The 18,530-nt window shown below is 66.0% G+C and carries 21 protein-coding genes, 1 tRNA gene and 1 pseudogene; 9 read left to right on the forward strand and 14 right to left on the reverse strand.

All coding sequences use genetic code 11. From position 1 onward, the window contains the following. Positions 1 to 79: 79 nt before the first annotated feature. Both MKK50_RS18205 and MKK50_RS18210 read right to left on the reverse strand, forming a co-directional pair. Positions 80 to 553 (reverse strand): hypothetical protein, encoded by a 474-nt coding sequence (locus tag MKK50_RS18205; protein ID WP_499024325.1) that lies wholly within the window; start codon positions 551 to 553, stop codon positions 80 to 82. After that, on the reverse strand, positions 540 to 782 hold the full coding sequence (locus MKK50_RS18210; RefSeq protein WP_152276472.1) for a hypothetical protein: 243 nt from the start codon (positions 780 to 782) through the stop codon (positions 540 to 542). The genes MKK50_RS18205 and MKK50_RS18210 overlap by 14 nt, the downstream gene beginning before the upstream one ends. Before the next feature lie 305 nt (positions 783 to 1,087). On the opposite strand from MKK50_RS18210, the gene MKK50_RS18215 reads away from it, so the two are divergent. After that, positions 1,088 to 1,744 carry an SOS response-associated peptidase gene (locus MKK50_RS18215; protein WP_499024328.1) on the forward strand — a complete coding sequence of 219 codons (657 nt, stop codon included), beginning with the start codon at positions 1,088 to 1,090 and terminating at the stop codon, positions 1,742 to 1,744. 39 nt (positions 1,745 to 1,783) lie between these two features. Continuing rightward, positions 1,784 to 2,413 (forward strand): hypothetical protein, encoded by a 630-nt coding sequence (locus MKK50_RS18220; protein ID WP_499024330.1) that lies wholly within the window; start codon positions 1,784 to 1,786, stop codon positions 2,411 to 2,413. A gap of 69 nt (positions 2,414 to 2,482) precedes the next feature. Here the strand turns inward: MKK50_RS18220 and MKK50_RS18225 are convergent, their stop codons facing one another. From MKK50_RS18225 to MKK50_RS18270, 10 genes are all read right to left on the reverse strand, one after another. Then, positions 2,483 to 2,980 (reverse strand): hypothetical protein, encoded by a 498-nt coding sequence (locus MKK50_RS18225; protein ID WP_499024332.1) that lies wholly within the window; start codon positions 2,978 to 2,980, stop codon positions 2,483 to 2,485. A 505-nt stretch (positions 2,981 to 3,485) separates the two neighbouring features. Continuing rightward, on the reverse strand, positions 3,486 to 4,319 hold the full coding sequence (locus tag MKK50_RS18230) for a hypothetical protein (RefSeq protein WP_499024334.1): 834 nt from the start codon (positions 4,317 to 4,319) through the stop codon (positions 3,486 to 3,488). Beyond that, positions 4,319 to 4,981, reverse strand: a complete 663-nt coding sequence (locus MKK50_RS18235) for a Gp138 family membrane-puncturing spike protein (protein ID WP_499024336.1) — start codon at positions 4,979 to 4,981, stop codon at positions 4,319 to 4,321. The genes MKK50_RS18230 and MKK50_RS18235 overlap by 1 nt, the downstream gene beginning before the upstream one ends. Before the next feature lie 24 nt (positions 4,982 to 5,005). Beyond that, entirely contained in the window at positions 5,006 to 5,776 is a 771-nt protein-coding gene (locus MKK50_RS18240; protein ID WP_499024338.1) for a phage baseplate protein, read from the reverse strand. After that, entirely contained in the window at positions 5,776 to 6,375 is a 600-nt protein-coding gene (locus tag MKK50_RS18245) for a DUF6889 family protein (RefSeq protein ID WP_499024340.1), read from the reverse strand. Before MKK50_RS18245 ends, MKK50_RS18240 begins: the two co-directional genes overlap by 1 nt. Continuing rightward, positions 6,375 to 8,222, reverse strand: a complete 1,848-nt coding sequence (locus MKK50_RS18250) for a phage tail tip lysozyme (RefSeq protein ID WP_499024344.1) — start codon at positions 8,220 to 8,222, stop codon at positions 6,375 to 6,377. The genes MKK50_RS18245 and MKK50_RS18250 overlap by 1 nt, the downstream gene beginning before the upstream one ends. Positions 8,223 to 8,343: 121 nt before the next feature. Then, entirely contained in the window at positions 8,344 to 9,279 is a 936-nt protein-coding gene (locus tag MKK50_RS18255) for a phage protein (protein ID WP_499024347.1), read from the reverse strand. After that, complete coding sequence (locus MKK50_RS18260; protein ID WP_499024350.1) at positions 9,279 to 9,839, reverse strand: phage tail assembly chaperone; 561 nt, start codon at positions 9,837 to 9,839, stop codon at positions 9,279 to 9,281. Before MKK50_RS18260 ends, MKK50_RS18255 begins: the two co-directional genes overlap by 1 nt. Then, positions 9,823 to 10,155 (reverse strand): phage baseplate plug family protein, encoded by a 333-nt coding sequence (locus MKK50_RS18265; protein WP_499024353.1) that lies wholly within the window; start codon positions 10,153 to 10,155, stop codon positions 9,823 to 9,825. The genes MKK50_RS18260 and MKK50_RS18265 overlap by 17 nt, the downstream gene beginning before the upstream one ends. 320 nt (positions 10,156 to 10,475) lie before the next feature. Then, entirely contained in the window at positions 10,476 to 10,982 is a 507-nt protein-coding gene (locus tag MKK50_RS18270; RefSeq protein WP_499024355.1) for an Arc family DNA-binding protein, read from the reverse strand. Between the two features lie 127 nt (positions 10,983 to 11,109). Here MKK50_RS18270 and MKK50_RS18275 point away from each other — a divergent pair, with 127 nt between their 5' ends. The 7 genes and pseudogenes from MKK50_RS18275 to MKK50_RS18305 all read left to right on the forward strand — a co-directional run. Further along, complete coding sequence (locus MKK50_RS18275) at positions 11,110 to 11,328, forward strand: excisionase family DNA-binding protein (RefSeq protein ID WP_499024357.1); 219 nt, start codon at positions 11,110 to 11,112, stop codon at positions 11,326 to 11,328. Between the two features lie 290 nt (positions 11,329 to 11,618). After that, positions 11,619 to 11,849: a hypothetical protein gene (locus MKK50_RS18280; protein ID WP_499024360.1), complete on the forward strand. Its 231-nt coding sequence runs from the start codon at positions 11,619 to 11,621 to the stop codon at positions 11,847 to 11,849. After that, a complete protein-coding gene (locus MKK50_RS18285; protein ID WP_499024362.1) occupies positions 11,846 to 13,243 on the forward strand; it encodes a replicative DNA helicase in 1,398 nt (465 codons plus the stop codon). The genes MKK50_RS18280 and MKK50_RS18285 overlap by 4 nt, the downstream gene beginning before the upstream one ends. Next, positions 13,240 to 14,157 (forward strand): DUF1376 domain-containing protein, encoded by a 918-nt coding sequence (locus MKK50_RS18290; protein ID WP_499024364.1) that lies wholly within the window; start codon positions 13,240 to 13,242, stop codon positions 14,155 to 14,157. The genes MKK50_RS18285 and MKK50_RS18290 overlap by 4 nt, the downstream gene beginning before the upstream one ends. Beyond that, positions 14,154 to 15,350, forward strand: coding sequence for a winged helix-turn-helix domain-containing protein (locus MKK50_RS18295; protein ID WP_499024366.1), 1,197 nt, complete (start codon positions 14,154 to 14,156; stop codon positions 15,348 to 15,350). Before MKK50_RS18290 ends, MKK50_RS18295 begins: the two co-directional genes overlap by 4 nt. Beyond that, positions 15,347 to 15,619: a helix-turn-helix transcriptional regulator gene (locus MKK50_RS18300; protein ID WP_499024368.1), complete on the forward strand. Its 273-nt coding sequence runs from the start codon at positions 15,347 to 15,349 to the stop codon at positions 15,617 to 15,619. Before MKK50_RS18295 ends, MKK50_RS18300 begins: the two co-directional genes overlap by 4 nt. A 140-nt stretch (positions 15,620 to 15,759) precedes the next feature. Next, positions 15,760 to 16,647 (forward strand): annotated as a pseudogene (locus MKK50_RS18305) (tyrosine-type recombinase/integrase); the annotation flags it as partial. 152 nt (positions 16,648 to 16,799) lie between these two features. Here MKK50_RS18305 and MKK50_RS18310 read toward each other — a convergent pair. Continuing rightward, a tRNA-Leu gene (locus MKK50_RS18310) sits at positions 16,800 to 16,884 on the reverse strand. Positions 16,885 to 17,035: 151 nt separating this feature from the next. Beyond that, positions 17,036 to 18,445 carry a 3-isopropylmalate dehydratase large subunit gene (leuC, locus tag MKK50_RS18315; protein WP_253369307.1) on the reverse strand — a complete coding sequence of 470 codons (1,410 nt, stop codon included), beginning with the start codon at positions 18,443 to 18,445 and terminating at the stop codon, positions 17,036 to 17,038. Positions 18,446 to 18,530 lie beyond the last annotated feature (85 nt).

Here is an 18,530-nt window from a genome sequence, read left to right on the forward strand (position 1 = left end):
GTTCTGCCGCGGCTGCGCTTAGCGATGTGCCGAGAGAGGTACGGGATCAGATGCCGTTCTAAAATTGCCCGGCGGGCAATCAAACATCGAGAGATTTATCAGGAGACGGCTCCTTTTGCCGATTGCCGCCGGGCAGCATGCCAACGGTCCAGGACAGATCCTGAGTTTTTCCGGTGAAAATTGCAGAGGCGATCGCAGCGATGGCCACGCAGACCAGGAAAAAGGCGATGCCTGAAAGGAAGCCGGAAAAGATGGTTACGGCAGCCGCGCATATGACCGTTACGATACAGGCGGATGCGGTGGCGATCGCACCTACATTGTAACGATCGCGCTCGTACCTCACCGCCTCACTGGATGCCCTAACGATTTCCCCAGCGACAGCAGGATCGAGCTGAACGATCCGCTCAAGGGCGCTCAGATTCGACGGGTTGATGTGCAAGTTTTGCGCGTTGACCTGCACATTGATGTTGGTTTCGGGATGGGGCCCGAAGCGCGCGGCTGGCCCACTAGGAGCAGGCGGCAACGAGTTATCGCCGTCGTCAGCTCCGCTCACCCTGCAGCACCTTCGCAATTGCGCCGTTCATATTGATCGTGCGCGCAATCGCGCTATCGAGATCGCCTCGGTCGCCGTGACCGCGCAGCAAATTAACTGCGCGCATTAGGCCGCGCATCGAAATTACATCGACCACTCCCGCCCGCGCCGGGTCGGGCATTTTCACGCGCACAACCGTTTCCTCGTTTTCAGCATCAGGTGCCAAGCGATCCTGCTCGTCAGCCAGCAAGGGATTTCTCCATTCGCCGTCCCGTTAATGGCCCGCCTCGACGCAACGCAGCGGTGCTAGCATATTTCGCGTTAACTGCCATTAACAAGGAGCCGATGGCTTCAGGCCGCATTCCTGCGCCGAAAGAATGAGCGAGAAGGTTTACCGCGTGCAGGCTACGCCCGCTGGCCCAGGCGAACCAACATCGTGCGCCCTGGCCTTACGGGACGTGCAAATTGCGGCCGAACAGCGGGCCATTCAAAGTGCTTGGTTGAGTCCCAGCCAAAGGTCGCGCCCACCTGACTAGGTCGGCTATCATTCCGGCCATGTGCAACCTCTACGCCCTCACTAAGAGCCAGGACGAGATCAGGCGCCTTTTCGAGGTTGAGACCGACCGGACCGGCAACCTGCCGCCGCTGCCCGGCATTTTCCCCAACACGGCCGCGCCGATTGTTCACGTCGTGGACGGTGAGCGCACCCTCTCGATGTACCGTTGGGGCATGCCCTCACCAGCCTTCGCGCTGAAGGGCAAGAAGACCGATCCAGGCGTCACGAACGTGCGCAACACGGCTTCCCCGCATTGGCGTCGCTGGCTCGGCCCGGAGCATCGCTGCCTCGCGCCCCTGACGAGCTTCTCCGAAAACGAAGCGCTGCCCGACGGATCGCATCCGCCGGTCTGGTTCGCGCTCGCGGAGGATCGGCCGCTGGCCTGCTTCGCTGGCATCAAGACCGAGGGCTGGACCTCGGTGCGCAAGGTGAAGGACGGCGGGACGACGGATGACCTCTACGCCTTCCTGACCACCGAGCCGAATGCCGAGGTCGGTGCAGTGCATCCGAAGGCAATGCCGGTGATCCTAACGACCGATGAAGAGCGGGAGGTATGGGTGCGGGCGCCTTGGTCCGAGGCGAAGGCGCTTCAGCGCCCGCTGCAGGACGGGTCGCTGATGGTCGTGGGGCGCGGCTCGAAGCACGATGAGGGCTGATGGCGGACCCTGCCAAGGCGAAAACGACCCAACCAAGGCATGAAAAAGCTCCAGCCCACGCTGTTCTATGAGATCTCCGCGCATCTGCCGCTCTTTGACGGCTTGCCAGAAGAAGCTATCGACCGCCTCGGTGCCGGCGGCTACGGACGTGGACTGCTGACGGCCTCGCTTCGGGCTCGACTGCGCAAGGCCGGTTTCACCGACATGGCAGCGCTGGCGCTGGCAACGCCGGTTGAGCTCATGGCGGTGCGGAAGATTGGCCAGGTACGGATTGAGGCGATCCGAGCTCACTTGCTGGGCGAGATCGCGCGGCTCGTCCCAGGCGCAAGGGTCGACCACAACAAGGATACAACCGACAAGCGGCGCCTGGACCGGCTGCGCGCCATGCCGGGCGGACGGTTCGGCTGGGCCGGCGAGACCTGCGCCGAGCTGGCGTTGCGTCGGTGCGTCGATATCAGGGCTGAACTCGATCTCTCTGCGGCCGACCTCGACTCGATCGTCGCCGCTCTCACCCTGGCGCTGCTGCCGGAACGGCCACGGGCGCTATCTGTTTCGGCTGCGTCCGAAACTGATGCAGTGCGGGACACAAGGAGTGCACGACAGCGCGCCGGGCTGCTGCGGGAACGAGACCGCGAATGGGACGAGGCTGCGCCCGGCCGCTCCGGTTGAAATGGGCCGAGGCCAAGCGCCTTGACCGGCATTAGCGGCCGGGGGGCTCGGCAGGCAAGTCCGCGACCGTCAGCGCTTGGGTCGAACTTCGTGCGTCACCGCGTCGTAAAGCTCCTGCGTGTCGATCAGGGGCTTTGTGCTGCTGTTTCCGCGCGAGCGCCGGGCCTTTACGGTCGAGGCAGCCAGCGGTGTGAACCCGCCCGACCGCATCTCCTTCTGGACTGCATCGGCCCCAATCGCGCCAGCATCCTCCAAGGCGTCGTGTATCGCCGTGCTGGCCGTCTTGAGCGAGGCGGTATCCTTGAGGGCCGCAACCGCGCCCGCGCGGAGCCGGGCAATCATCGCTGACTTCGCTCGGTCCATTCCAGGGCCGAGGAACGGGCGGGACGGCAGGTTCGTCGCCGGGTCGCCCGCCTCCATCACGTAGCCAATGGCCGCGTTCGACAGATCGCTGCCTGCGTGCGACGGTCCGCCCTCGGGGATGCCAACGATTACCTCCTCCCGCGAAAGGGCAAGGATTGCCTTCAGCAGCAGGGGCACGTCATCCTGAACGACTTTAACGGACATGGGCCGCACCTAAAATCTCGCCGGCGCTTCTCGACAACGCGTGGGGGCATCCCAAGTTTTTGGGGATGCGCGCCGCCTTCACCCTCACAGCCGCCTTGATCCTCGCACCGCTCGCCGCGTTAGCCGAGCCGTCACGCTGCCTGATCGAGGTGGATGGAGAACCATATGTTCTCGGGCGGTGTAACGTCGACACCGCTGAGGAGGGTCGGTCGGTTTCAATCGGTGGCGGCCCACGTAAGGTAGCGTCACCGTTCTTTGCCGACGTATCAATGGGCGATGACGGGAAGTGGCTCGCCTCTTGGAGCAAAGAGCCCGGATCAACACATGCGCACGCAGCCCTCGGCGAGATGATCAAGCGGGGCGCATGCTGGACCAATGATCGGGCAAAGCTCTGTGCGTGGCCGATGTCTGCGAAGGGGCCTAGCGCCGGTATGATGAACACCCGCCCGCGCTAAACCCGCGCTGCCGCATCACGCCCCCCCGCCGATTTTTTTGAGAAGTGCACTCAGGACCGACAACGGCTGGCCGACATCGGTATGCACTCCCGCCCCGGCCCCGAGAGAGACCTGCACGACCACGTCCATCGCGGCCCGCGCCTGCGGCTGCACCAGCGTGGCGAGCACGCCCTGAACCGGCGTCGGCTCGGCCCAACTCGGCACCGCCAGCGCGCCGCCGACCGCCGAAGCGATCCCGAGCATCGGCGCCGCGGCCTGCCCCTTGGTAATGGCGTCGGCGCTGTCGGCCACGATGGCGCGCAGCGTGTCCGCGTGCTGTCGGAGGTCGCAGCGGCAGCATCCGGATCCAGTGCGCCCGATATGGACTGCTGCACGGTGTCGTCGATCAGCGCCTGCGTCTCGGCGAGCGTCGGAGCGCTGGTGACCGGTCCGGCGGCGCGGGCGTAGCTCATGGCCGGCGGCGCGCCGTCACCGAGCATCCCGGCCATGTTCCCGTGCGCTACGAGGTCGAAGAAACCCTGAGGATCGGCGCCGAGGCCGGAGAGGTGATCGCCCGCAGCCTTCAGCGCGCCGACGGCCTCGCCAATCCCGCCTGCGCCCGACAACGCATTCACGAGCCCGGCCCCGGCCCCGCCGAGCGCCGCCTGTACCTGCGCGACGGCACCCTGCACCTGCGCCTGGACCTGGCCGGCAATGGCCGCGACCGGGTTCTGCATGATGCTCGACAGGTTCCCGTCCTGCATCACCTGCGACAGCAGCCCGCCGATCCCGCCAAGTCCCATGCTCTTGGTCACCGGCAGCTTCTCGGCGATCACCGACCCGGCCTTGGCGAGCGGCGAGCCGGCGATGAGCCCGAGGGCCTGAGAGAGTCCGAATCCGGCCATCAGCAGTTCAGCAGCACCTTGGTGGCGAGCGAGGAGACCGCGCCGTCCACGACGACGTGGCTCGATCCACCCTTGGACGCCGCGACGCCCTTGCCCGTGACGGCGAGCAGCGCGCCCTTGAGCGCGGACATGACGCCGCCCGAACTCACGTTGTGGACCGCCTGCTCGCGAGCATGGGTGACGCCCTCGTCGGACCAATCGCTTACCGTCTTGTGGTCGTCGGTGCGGGTCTGGGCAGAGTCGGCGCTAATGTTCTTCAGGTCGCGCGGCTTCGAGCGGATGCCGGGGATGAACATAGGGTCCGAGAGATCGTTCTGCCGACCGTCGACTTGAGACTGTGTCCCGCCCAGCTCGCGCCAGTTGGCGAACGACCGCGAGGAGAAGATCGCTATACCCTCGTCGTCGCTCTTGATCGGAAAGGTCGAGGTCTTGCCGCCGCCACTGGCGAACTGGACGGGGGCCTCGAGGTCGGGGAAGTCGATCAGCTTCGTCGTCCCGTCGGGCAGGATCTGCGTGGCCTTGATCGTCGGCCGGATCAAGACCGTCTTGCCATCGCTGTCCTTCAGCACGCGCACCGGTAGGGCGAACTGCATGTCCGACATATGCGACTCGACCGCGATCCGCAGTGCTTCTTCCAAGTCGAGGCTTTCCAAGGCGCCCATGGCCACCCTCCGTGTTGTTCCTGCTCAGATCGTCGGTGCGGCGGGCGAGGCCCCTTCAAAGGAGAGCGTTCCTGCGAATGCACCGGGGCCGTAGCTGCCGAAGAGCCCGAGGTTTCCGGGCAGTTGGCTGGGCGCGAGCCCCGTCAGTCCTGTCGCCGATCCTCCGGGAAGGATCGTTCCGTCCCCGAACTGGAAATCTCCCGTGCCGGCGTCGGCCCCGGAGGGGAGAAGCCCCAGCGAGTCGGGTCGCCCCGTGAAGCCGTCGTAGGGCTGTAGCTGCTTCGTGCCGGAGTCCGTCGTAGCGGCGGTGGCCTCGGGCTGCGCCTGCTTCGACTGATCGGCGGCCGGCTTCGCATCATTCTGGCTGCTTGCGGATCGGCTCAGCGTCGTCGTCAGGATGACTTCTCGCATTCCCACTACGACCATCAGAGCGTGCTCGCTCTGCCGATCGGTGATGACGTCCAGCCCCGAAATCAGCATGTTCCTGTATCGGCGCTTGCCCGTGTAGACCGTGAAGGGCCGGCGCGAGGCCTGGAGCGCGAGCAATGCCTGATAGACGGCTTGGACGTAGCCCACGGCGCCGGCAGAGCTGTTGGAGAACCCGCACCGCATCTGAAGGGCTGCGGGCCGCTTGTATGCGTGATCGGTGATGGACGCCCCGATCTCGACCGGAAACTCAGTGACGATCAGCTCGTCCCGGTGCAACTCCTCAATGATCACATCGGGAATGATGCCGCCGAGCGATCGGTTGGGCGGGGAGATCAGCGCGTACGTCAACTCTCCAAGCAGGCTCATCAGTGCTTCTCCTGCGAGGCGGCGCGCGCGCGGTTCTCATTCTCGACGCGGACGGAAATCGACTCGTTCATCAGGGCGATGTGGCTGAGGTCGAGCGTCCCATCTAAAAGGCTCTCGAACCGGCACATACCCGACTCGACGGGCCGCAGCAGCCACGACTTACCGCCAGGGAGCTCGACGACGCTGAAGGAGAGCGAGCGGGATGCCTCGCTCTGCACATCGAACCGTTCTCGAGTGAGGTAGGGCTGAAGGTTCTCCGCGATGACGCGCGCGATGAGGCCGAGGAGCCGCGCGGCGCCGATGTCATCGAATAGAAGGTCGGCCGCCTCTACATCCCATACCGGCCGCCACTCGCCATCGGCGCCTTGGCGCGCCATTCCAGGCAGGCAGAGTGCGCACAGCCGCTCGGTCGTGCCCTCGTCCAAGGCTTCCACTGCTGTGGTGATGAGCCCGACCTGATCGAGCGCCCCTCGCGCCCTACCGCTGCGAACCCTCTCCGAGATCTGAGAGAGGAGGTTCAGGCATTCAAACTGGTCGAAGGCGTTGAGCGCGGCGCCGCGGTAGGCGTGCTCTCCGAAATTGAAGCGGATCGCGCGCATCAGGCGACAGACCGCCTGAGGTTCCGCACGAGGTCGCTCGTCCGGTATCCCTGTACCTCGCCGATGCGATCCGCAACCCGCCTGCCGTCATCCATGCCAGCGACTGAAATGGCCCCCTGATTGACCGTGATCGAGGTGCTGGACTGGCTGTTGCTAGCCGGCGGCGCGCTCGGCTGCATCAGGCCGGGCATGTTGCCGTTCACGGCCCCCTTGAGACCGCCAGGCAGGATGTCGTCGGCCGTGAGCCTTGGGGCCTGAGGCTTATCGGTTTCTGGGGCAGGGCGCCCGCGAAACTGCTTCTCCCAGAAATTGGCTCGTTGGCCGCGGCGGAGAGCTTCTCCCTCCTTATCCAGCGGGCGCTCAAAGTGACGGGTGCCGAGCGCAGCCGCCTCATCCGCCTTCGCGCCCATAATGCGCTTCCACGCGCGCGCGGCCTGCGCGTCGCCCCCCTGGAACTCCCAATAGGCCCCGCGGAGCTGATCCAAGTGGGTGCCGTTCGAAATGTCGATGCCGAGGGCGCGCTGAATGGCGGCCCGGCGGTCAGGGTGGTGTTGAAAGGCGCCATGAGCCCGTCTGCCGTCGCCCCGCGCCCGCGGATTGAAGTGGCTCTCCCCCTCCTCCATCGCAACGAGACCGGCAGCCGCCTCGTGCGGCACGCCCTTGCTCCTCCAAAAATTGTAGCTCTCCAAGGCTCCGGAGGCGCCGCCGCCTGTCCCGCCGATGTCCTCTCCCGACGTGGCAGTTGACCCGCTGTTGCCACTCGTCGCGGACGCAGGCTCACCGCCGAGCCACGTGGGCATGTTCTTCTTCCACCAACGCTTACCAGCGCCGCCGCGGCTGTTCAGTTCCTCGTCGGCCTTCCGCCGGGCCGGATCGGAGTCGAGGGCGCCCTTGTACTCCTCCGGCGTCATGTGCCCGCCACCGGAGGCGGCAAGTCCGGCGATCACCGGCAGGCCGAGAGTGCGCAGCAGTCCGGTCCAACCCTTGCCGAGCATCCCGAAGGCGCCGAGGAGCTTAGTCAGCCACGTCCCGACCACGAAGGCCGCGAACACCTCCAAGGCGGTCTTGAGCTTTTCCACGTCGGCGGTGAACTCGCCCGTCTTCTCATCCACCTTGCCGAGGCTACCCAGCAGCGCGTCTAGGAACCTCTGCGTCCGCTCATCGGTCGCGAGCTTGATGAAGGCTTCCGCGAGCTGCAGGGCGACCTGCGCCAGCTTCGAGACGATGCCGGCGATCTTGTCCCCGTTCGTGTCGACAAACTCCATGAACCGCTTGAAGGCGTTGTTCTGCTCGTTGAACAGTCGCGACGCGATCTTGGCGCCGAGCACTTCGAGGCTGGAGCCGATGCTGCGGAACGTCGTCTGAAGCGCGTTGGCGTCGGCGGCGGCCTTATCCGGATCGAGCCCGGCCTTGCGCAGCTTGTCCCGGTATTCGGTGGTGAATTTGTCCACGCCCTGGATCAGCGCTCGGCCGGTCGCGTCGTCGATCCCGAACATCTCCAGATAGAGATGCTTCGCCTCTTGCGACTGGCTCCGCAGGGCACGACCGAACTCCTGCATCAGCTCGGTGGCGTCGCGGCGCAGCCCCTGCGCATTGCGGGTGCGGATGCCGAGCCGCTCCAGAACCTCGTAATAGCCGCGGTTATTACGCAGCGTGCGGGCAAAGTTCTCCATTGAGGAGTTAGCCGCGCTCGCGTTCGAGCCCATCTGCGACAGCCCGTAGGACAACGCCTTGATGTTGGCGGCCGAGGCCCCCATCCGCTGCGCGCTGTAGTAGAGCTGATCGAACCCGCCCGAGACCTTCGCCGCCCAGACGTTGATGCTGAGGAAGGCCGATTGAACCGCCACGCCGAGGGCGGCGACCGTGCGGGTCGTCCGGCCGATTGACGCCTCGAAGTTCTGGAACGCGGCGTGATCGACCCGGGCACCGAGGGAGATTACGAACGCCTTCAGGACATCGGACATCGCATCACCTCGGCACGTACTGCAGCAGGTTCTCGGGGGTGAAGCCGCTTCCGTCCGCCGCGAGGCACGTCATCTCATTGAACCAGGGCGCGGCTGGGCCACCGTGTGTGTCGCCGATCCGGTTCAGGACGATCACCTTGTAGATGCCGTCGGACGCGATGCTCGGGAGCTTCGATTCCGTGACCGGGCCGCCGACGGTCAGGTCCGGCGTGGCGCGCTGGATCGAGGCGTTGTTCAGCCGGATGAGCTTGTTCGGCCCCATGCGGGGATCCAGCAGAGACCGCACGACGATGCCGCCGGGCGTCTGCGTCGGCAGGCCGATCAGCCCGGTCTCCGAGTTCAGGGGCAGCGGCCCGTTGGGAAGCGGCTTGTTCTTCTCGACGATGGTCAGCTCGCCGTTTTGAATGGACCATTGCGTGCCCGTCGCCACCGCCAGCCGGCGCAGGATCTCCCGCGAGTTGCCAAACAGCACCCGCGGACCGTTCATCTTGGTCGGGGGCAACGGGCAGATGTAGCCGAGCCTGACACCGAGCGCCTTCATGGGCGCGAAGGCAGCATCCACCTGATCCCGATAGGTGTGCCCGGCCGGCAGGGAACGGCTCACCACGGCGTGGTTGTACGCTTTGTCCCCGTCTCCGCAGAAGATGTCCAACCGTTTATCGACGGGGTTCTCTTGGCCGAAGCGGGCGAACTTGATGTTGCCCTGGAAGACGACGCCCGAGTTAGCCTCGTAGCCGGCCCTCAGGGTGACGTCGGTGAACTGCTTGTCGATGAACTTGTTCGCCGTCTGGCGGCTCACGTTGTAGATGCTGATCTCCGCGACGTTCGGGCGTTGTGTCGTCGTCTGCTCCACGACGAAGGTGACGCGCAGGCGGGACAGGTCGAGTTCCCCGCCGCCGCCCGAGACCGTCAAGCCAATGTCGCGGATGTACTGCAGCACTACGTGGCGCCCCCGGCCCCACCGTCGAAGCCCGGCAGGCCGAGGTTCGGCAGATCATCCATCAATTCGTTGAACGTGGCGGCGAGGACGTGCCCGGCGATCGAGAGGATTTCCCCGGCCGTCAGATCCGCCGCCGGGTTGCCGGCATGCCCCGGGACCACCTCCCAAGCCCGCCGCGGCTCGCCGAAGCGGCCGACGAACTGGCATTGGCTCAAGCAAGCCTCCAAAACGTGGTTGGTGTCTGCATCGGACAGTTCGGCCAGTGCCTCGACTAGGGGCTCGAACGATACGGAGGTTCGTGCGGGGGACTCCATTGCGGCGATCTCCCGGGCGGCCCGCAGCGCATCCTCGGGGTTGGCAGGGTCGAACTTCACCGCTGAGGTTTTGTCCGCGATGTCGTCCCCCCTGCCGGCGCGCATGGTCTGAACGGCCAAGAGGACCGGTGCGAGGCGTCGCGCGACGTGTATCACCGAGAGCGGCTTCATGCGCCGCGCGGTCACCTTCATTCCGCCGACGGCGAACGTGCTCGAGCCGGTCAGTTGCTCAGGCGAAATCGGCATCGGATCCACCCTTCACGAAGATCAGGCTGGCATCGGCGAGGTTGGAGAAGCCCGGCGGCTCGCCGTCGAGGGTCTTGACGTAGAGGCCCGCCCCCGTGCCGCCGATGTCGAGGTGCTGGTGCTGGGCAAGGAGGTTCTGCGCCGGCAGAAGTGGGGTGCCGCATAGGATCGGTGTGCCCGCCGCGTCCGCGATGTCGAGCGTCCAACCGCCCTCGTCGGCATCGTTGAAGATCAGCCTCAACGTATAGGTCACACCCTGAAGCGTGATCTGAAACCGTTCGGGACGGCCGTTCAGTGGGATGGTGTATAGGGGCAACTAAGTGTCTCCTGATTGATCGGAGATGGCCAAGCGCTTGCCTTGCTGCGCTGTTACGGCTCCCCGAAGCTGCTTGCGGGTGAAATCCGAAAGGCTCATCCCGGCGCGCTCGGCTCCGCGGCACAGCGCGGCACGAAGCTCATCGTCTACACGGATGTAGAGATGAGACGACATGGGCGGGCCGGTGCGTGGAGCCGGAATCATGCTCAAGCAATAACACGAAGCGATTTTCATGTCTTGCTTTGTATTGCTACGTCAAATTGCTATATATTCATTGAACGTATTTAGATGTGCGACAACGTGCTTGTAAGTACGGTATTTTACGACAATTTTTTGTCAGTTGATCGAAGCATTTTCAGATCCTTGGCCAGCCCCTGAAGGAAGCGCTTCGTCCCGCTTTGCAACGCATCCTCAATTCGAGCCATCTTGTCGGGGCTGTCGTACCACTTCGTTTCATCCTGGACGATTTCATCGACCGCGCGTTGGATGCGCCCAAAGTGTAGGGCGAAGGCTAACGCGGCATCGTGCCCATCCTCCCCGCCCCATACACGCAACAGCAGGTTCTTGCTGGCCGCCTCCGATTGCCTGACTGCGGCTTCGGCGGCGGCGCTGGCGGCAGCCTGGATTACGCTCGGCATTTCCACCGATTGAACGACACGGTGTTCGAGCTCTTCGCTGAGGGATCGCCCGTTCGCCTCTGCGGCCTCCCACACCTTGGCGTGAACCGGCTCCGACAAGCGGAACATCAAACTTAGCCTCTTGGCCTTGTTCGCTTTGCGGCGACCGCTCTTCGTGCTGCCGGTTGTTGGCTCGGGCTTGTCAGACACGTGCGCACCGCTCCTTCCGGCCAACTACGGCCTTATCCGCTGTAGTTCTATAAAACAGCCTTGACCTACGCCGTCAACCGGACCCATAACGTATGCGCTGTAATTCTACCGCGTTTTTGGAGGTCCAATGGACAGCGACATCCTGAAGGTTCTGACCCTTGCGGCCGTCGATGTCCGCGTCGCGGGGCGCGTGCTGGGGCTTGGAAGGGACGCCACCTATCGCGCCGTCCACGATGGTTCGCTCCCGACGGTCAAGGTCGGCGGGCGCTACCGCGTCCCGACTGCGAAGCTTCGTGAAATGCTGGCGCTTCCGCCCGCTCCGCCCCCGGCGTCGATCGCGGCCTGAGGGCTTCCGCCGCTGGCGGGTTGATGCCCGCCGGCATCTGCAACGCCTTGAGCGAACAAAAAACGGCCCCACACGAGGGTCGCTCGCCGGGGCCGTAAAGGTCAATTCTGCATGACCAGATGTAGTCGAAACGGCCCGCGTCGGCAATCCATCCCGACACTTCCGCCTGATCTTCCTTCAACCGAGAGTTTGCGGGTCAAGCGCGTGCTCGGCCGCGTCCGCAGTCCGGCGCTGGCCGCCGTCATCGCGGCGCATGCTTTCGCGAGGCCAGAGCATTGGGGAGGCGACCGATGAGCGCCCCCCGCACCGTTGCCACTCTGCGCAAGAACGGAACGCAGGAGATCCGCGTCACCGTCGCTGCGCAGGCGGGCTACAGCTTCGTTGATGTGCGCGTGTTCGAGGCCGCCCCTAGGAGCCGGGGCGAGCCGAAGGCCACGAAGTCCGGCGTGTGCATCGTCAGTGGCCAACTCCCCGCACTGATCGAGGCCCTGCAGGCTGCCGAGAGGGAGATGTCGCGATGACGGCCGCCCCGATCGGGCCGCACGACATCGACTCCGAACAGGCCCTGCTCGGCGCCGTCATCCTCAACGGTGAAGCCATCGACAAGGCTCGCCAGTACGTCCGGCCCGAAGACTTCCTTGAGGAGGTCCACGGGCAAATCTTCGAGGCAATGTGCGTCCGGCGCGATGCCGGGGAGCCGATCGACCGCCGGATGATGCTCGCGGTGCTGGGCAATGCCGATCTGGGCGGCACGAGCGTCAGCGCCTATCTCGCACGGCTCGTGGCTGAGGCGACGACTGTTATCAACGCGCCCGGCTACGCCCGCGCCATCGCACACGCCGCACGAATGCGGAAGGTCCTGGCGACCGCGCAAGAAGCCGCATCCGCGATGATGGACGGCTCGATACGCGACCCGTCGGCCCACGCTGCCCACATGATCGAGGCCCTGGACGAGATCGCGAGCGCCGGCCTCGCCGAGCACGCGCGCCGCATCACGCTCGGGCAGGGCATGTCGGGCGTTCTGGATCGGATCGACGAAGCGCGCGCCGGTCGGGTGCAGCCTGGCGCCCCGTTCGGTGTGCCCGCCCTCGACCGGAAGACCCTCGGCATGCGGCCGGGCCAGTTCATCGTGCTCGCCGGCCGGCCGGGCATGGGCAAGACCACCGCAGCGCTGCACTTTGCGCTGACCGGCGCCCGACGGTCCGGCCCCATCGCGTTCTTCAGCTTGGAGATGGACGGCAACGAGCTGTCCGAGCGGATGCTGTCGGCCCTCGCCTACGACCCGCGCGCACGGGAGCCGATCAGCTACCGCGCCATCGCCGAGGCCAAAGGCCTGTCCGACGAGGCGCTGTTTCGCCTGCACGACGCGCAGCGCGACGGCGCCGACATTCCGCTCTGGATCGAACAGCAGGCCGGACTGACGCTGGCGCAGATCGCCGCCAGGGCGCGACAGATGCGACTGAAGGCCGAGCGCCTAGGGCAACCGCTTGCGGCCGTGGTCGTGGACCACATCGGCCTCGTGCGCCCGTCCAAGCGCTACAGCGGCAACCGGGTGCAGGAGATGACGGAGATCTCCTCCGGGCTGAAAGGCCTCGCCAAAGAGCTTGGCGTGCCGGTGCTCGGCCTCTGTCAGCTCAATCGCTCTGTTGAGACGCGCGAGGACAAGCGGCCGGTCCTGTCGGACCTTCGCGATTCCGGCTCCATCGAGCAGGACGCCGATGTCGTGCTCAGCCTTTACCGGGAGGCCTACTACCTCGAGCGCAAGACCGACCCGACCGACGACGAAATCAACCGCCTCGCCCGGTCGATGAACCTGCTCGAGATCGAGATCCTGAAGCAGCGCGGCGGGCCGACAGCCCGCATCGAATGCTTCTGCGACGTCGCCTGCAACGTGCTGGCGGAGGCGTACCTTTGAGCCCGCTGCCGACACTGCCGCTCTTGGTTGATCGGTTCATCGCCGACACCACGCACATGGCCGTGGAGGAGGTGGGCGCGCACATTCGCCTGCTCATGTTCGCATGGCGCTCGCCCGGATGCTGCCTGCCGAACAACGATGCCCGGCTCGCCCGGATGCTCGGCTTGACCGCCAAGCGCTGGGCTTCGCTGAAACCCGGCGTGATGGCTCTATGGCAGCTCAATTCAGAGGGCAATTACACCCACAATCAGTTGACGCGAGAGCACCAATTCGTCTCGGCAAAAGTCGAGGGGAAGCGTGCCGCGGGGAAGCTTGGTGGCCGCCCTAAATCATTGAAATTGCAGGATACAACCAAAGCATCCGGTTCTGAAATTGGAAAGCAAACTGAAAGCAAATCAAAAGCACCTACACCTACACCTACAGAATCCCCCTTACCCCCTTCCGGGGGAGAGCCCGAGGGCTTTGCCGAATTCCGATCGGCCTATCCGGCCCGAAACGCCACGTTCCCAACGACGCTGGCACGAAAGCGCTGGCTCGAGGCGCTAAAGCGGGGGACTAGGCCGGAGGAGATCATCGCAGGGGCGAAAGCTTACGCCGCAGAGCAGCGACGCATCGGCAAGGTCGGCACCGAGTACGTGAAGACGGCCGACTCGTGGCTGTACAAGCAGATCTGGCGCGACTTCACCGAAGCTGCGCCGCCCAAGCCCGCCGCTCAGGCTGCGCCACCCGTCGCCGACGACACGTGGCGTGACCGGGTGAAGGTCTGGCGCGCCCGCGGCGGCCACTGGCCCTGGCGCCCGAGCGCCCCGCCCGACGATCCCCGGACGCTCGTGCCGCAGCACATTCTCGCCGAGTTCGGTATGGGCCCGCGGTACGCTGGCCAGGGCCCGGCATCGACGGGAGCGGGCCGATGACCGCTGATCTCTCCACCTTCGCCAAGGTGCGCGCCCTCCACGACAGCGCGACCAGCCCGGGCGAGAAGGCTGCCGCCGCCGGCCGAATGAAAGCACTTGCCACGAAGGTCGGCATGACCGTCACCGAGGCGGTGTCCAAGTTGGACGCACCGATGGCGCCCCCGGCGGCTCCCCGCAGCATCTTCGAGGATCTCTTCAACACCCCAGAGTTTCGTGCGCAGCGTGCTGAACGCCAGCGTGAACATGCCGATCGCCGCGCCGCTGCCCTGGCCGAGTACGGCAGCGAGGATGCGGTGTGGGAGCCTGGCGACCGCGAGCAGGCGCTTGAGGCTGCTTGCCACCCCGTTATCGTCTGCAAGCCAATCATCAACGGCGAGATGGACACCCTGCAAGGCTGGGACGGCGGCAGGTGGGCTCAGCTGCCGCCTGCGGCACAGGCTGCCGTCTCCAGCGCCTATGCGCCTCCCGCGTCGGTGTGCGAGGCCTGGGCCGAGTTCCGGTACTGGGAAAAGATCGCTGACGACCGCGTGGCCTTCTCCGAGCACCACGATCACGATGTGAGGGTGCGGGGCCGACTCAGCTTCATTGAGCACCTGCTGGACACCATGCCGGCTCGGTCGATGGGCGATCTCCGGGCGCGCCTCGACTGGATGCAGCACCTGCATGATCGCGGCTGGAACCGCGGCGACCCGGAAGACGGCGAGCTACTGGCCGCGCTCCGCGCCGACACCGAGCGGATGGGCGCGCGGCTGCGGGAGCAGGATGCGGCCGATGTCCAAAATGGACAGGGCAAGGATGGGGTGGCGAATTTGCACCCCACCGATGGCCAGGGGCCGGCACCGGGTGCGGACCCTTTGACCTCCCCCGATCCGGGGACGTCAAATTCAGGCGTCCAAATTGAACAGGAGCAAGGGGGTCGCGATCCGATACCCCCTTCGCCCGCCGGGCCGGAGTTTTACGAGGAAGTCGTAAAACCCACCTCGGGCTCGGCTGCCGTCCAATCTGGACGGGCCGAGGGGTACTCAGATTGTGAGTACCCCTCCCGCCGCACCAACGCGGACAAGCGCCGCGACGTGCTGGCGCTCCTGAATGTGGGCGTGGCCCATAATTCCCCGCTCACGAATCGCGAGATCGCCCGCCGAGCTGGCGTCTCCCCCACCACCGTCGGCGCCATCCGCAGGAGGCTCGCATGATCGCGCGCGATCGCCGCCTCGCCGACTTGCTGCCGGTATCGCTTCCACCGCGGGGCCTCTCGCGCGTCGAATCGGCCGCCTATGTCGGTGTGTCGGCCTCCCTGTTCGACATGATGGTGAAGGATGGCCGCATGCCGCCGCCGAAGCGGATCAATGCCCGCACCGTCTGGGACCGGCTCAGGCTTGACGCCGCGTTCGCCGCACTGCCCGATGGGGACGATGGCGAAGGCACCCCACGTAACGACGAATGGGGAGACCTCGCAGTATGAGCAACGAGGCCGACATGCCGGGGCGGCTCCCGCGGTACTGCGTCGAGGACGTGGATCGGCACGGCAACGTGCGGGTCTATCTGCGCCGTAAGGGCTGGCCGAAGGTGCGCCTGCCCGGTGTGCCGTGGACCGAACCGTTCATGGAGGCATACCGGGCGGCGCTCGAAGGCACGCTCGAGGAGCAGCCGAGGGACCGGCACGCGACGCTGTCCGACACGTGGAAGTGGCTCTGCCAGCAGTACGTGGCCTCGGCCAAGTTCAAGACGCTCGACCCGGTGACGCAGCGGCGGCGGCGCGCACTGCTCGAAGCCACCTACGACGAGCCGACCAAGCCGAACGCGAAAAGCGTCTTCGCCGACTTTCCCTTGGCACGCCTGACGCCGGCCGCGATCCGGATCCTGCGCGACCGCAAGGCCGATGTGCCCGACGGAGCGAACAACACGATCAAGGCGATCCGGGCGACGTTCAAATGGGCGGTGCACCCCGAGGTCGCGCTCGCCTCGCACAACCCGGCACGCGACGTGACCTACATCGCGACGGCCTCAGAGGGCTTCCACACATGGAGCGTCAACGAGGTAACGCGATTCATCGAGCGCCATCCACTCGGCAGCCGCGCCTATCTCGCCCTATGCCTTCTGCTCTTCGCCGGCGGCCGCCGCTCCGACGCCGTGCTCTTCGGGCGCCAGCACCTGCAGGGTGCGTGGCTGCGCTATACCCAGCACAAGGGTCGCAACGCCAAGCCGATGACGCTGGAGGTGCCGGTGCTACCGGCCCTGCGTGCCGCCATCGAAGCCTGCCCGAGCCAGAACCTCACCTTCCTCGTGACCGAGCGCGGCAGGCCGTTCACGTCGAATGGATTCGGGAACTGGTTCAAGGACCGCTGCCGCGAGGCCGGTCTGCCGCATTGCTCCGCCCACGGCCTGCGTAAGGCCGGCGCGACACTGGCCGCCGAGAATGGCGCGACCGAGCGGCAGCTCATGGCGATGTTCGGTTGGCGGACGTCGAAGATGGCCGAGCACTACACCCGCAAGGCCGAGCAGAAGCGGCTCGCCGGGGGCGCCATGCACCTGATCGACTTCGATCGGAAGGGGGAGGGGAGTGCCCCACTTTTCCCGGTCAGAAGAACCGGTGGGACTATCAGCGGAGAAACCGCAATGAAATCAATGGTGATTTCAGCGATTGGTGCCCAGGAAAGGACTCGAACCTTCACCTCTTGCAAGACTGGTACCTGAAACCAGCGCGTCTACCAATTCCGCCACCTGGGCGCCGGACCGTTGCCGGTCGGCGATGGGGTTCGTTTAGGGGGCGGCGGCGAAGGCGTCAATCGCTGTTTCGCCGCCGCCGGTCAAAAATCCCGAAGAGGGGGATTCGCGCGGCGCGGGGGCAACACGCCCGTGCCGCGCGTCGGGGCGCGGCTCAGCCGCGCCACTCGCGGATGTCGACGAAGCGGCCCGCCACCGCCGCCGCCGCCGCCATCGCCGGGGAGACGAGGTGAGTGCGGCCGCGCGGGCCCTGGCGGCCCTCGAAGTTGCGGTTCGAGGTCGAGGCACAGCGCTCGCCCGGCCGCAGCTTGTCCGGGTTCATGCCGAGGCACATCGAGCAACCGGGCTCGCGCCAGTCGAAGCCGGCATCCTTCAGGATGCGGTCGATCCCCTCGGCTTCGGCCTGCGCCTTCACGAGGCCGGAGCCCGGCACCACCATCGCCGAGACGCCGTCATGCACCTTGCGGCCCTCGACCATCTTGGCGACGATCCGCAGATCCTCGATGCGGCCGTTGGTGCAGGAGCCGATGAACACCCGGTCGAGGGTGACGTCGGTCATCCGCGTGCCCGGCGTCAGGCCCATATAGGCCAGCGCCTTCTCCTTGGACTGGCGCTTGTTCTCATCCGCGATCTGGGCCGGATCGGGCACCGTGCCGAGGATCGAGACGATGTCCTCCGGAGACGTGCCCCACGAGACCAGCGGGGGGAGGTTCGCGGCGTCGAGACGGATCTCGCGGTCGAAATGCGCGCCCTCGTCGGTGGCCAGGCTCTCCCAGTAGCGGCGGGCGGCGTCGAACGCGGCACCCTTCGGCGCCTTCGGACGGCCGTTGACGTAGGCGTAGGTGGTCTCGTCGGGGGCGACCATGCCGGCGCGCGCGCCGCCCTCGATCGACATGTTGCAGATCGTCATCCGGCCCTCCATCGAGAGGGCGCGGATCGCCTCGCCGGCATATTCGATGACGTGGCCGGTGCCGCCGGCGGTGCCGATCTCGCCGATGATGGCGAGCACGATGTCCTTGGCGCTGACGCCCCGCGGCAAGGTGCCGTCGACCGTCACCCGCATGTTCTTGGCCTTGCGCTGGATCAGCGTCTGCGTGGCGAGGACGTGCTCGACCTCCGAGGTGCCGATGCCGTGGGCGAGCGCCCCGAAGGCGCCGTGGGTCGAGGTGTGGGAATCGCCGCACACGATCGTCTGGCCCGGCAGGGTGAAGCCCTGCTCCGGCCCGATGATGTGGACGATGCCCTGACGCTGGTCGAGGGCGTCGTAGAACTCGATGCCGAAGTCGCGCACGTTCTCGGCGAGCGCCTCGAGCTGCGTGCGGCTCTCGGGATCCTCGATGCCCTTGGAGCGGTCCGAGGTCTGGACGTTGTGATCGACCACCGCCAGTGTCTTGTGCGGCGCGCGCACCCCGCGGCCGGCGACGCGAAGCCCCTCGAACGCCTGGGGGCTCGTCACCTCGTGCACGAGGTGGCGGTCGATGTAGAGGAGGGCGGAGCCATCCGGCTCGACATCGACGACGTGGTCGTCCCAGATCTTGTCGTAGAGGGTGCGCGGCGCGGTCATGGTGCAGCTATTCTGACGGGTTGAAGGCTCCATCGCGGAAAACGCCTCGACCGGGCCGCGGGAAACCATGCGGCCGGATCGTGGG

Origin of the sequence: Methylobacterium sp. J-043 (genome assembly GCF_022829505.1) — a bacterium.
Lineage (GTDB): Bacteria > Pseudomonadota > Alphaproteobacteria > Rhizobiales > Beijerinckiaceae > Methylobacterium > Methylobacterium extorquens_A.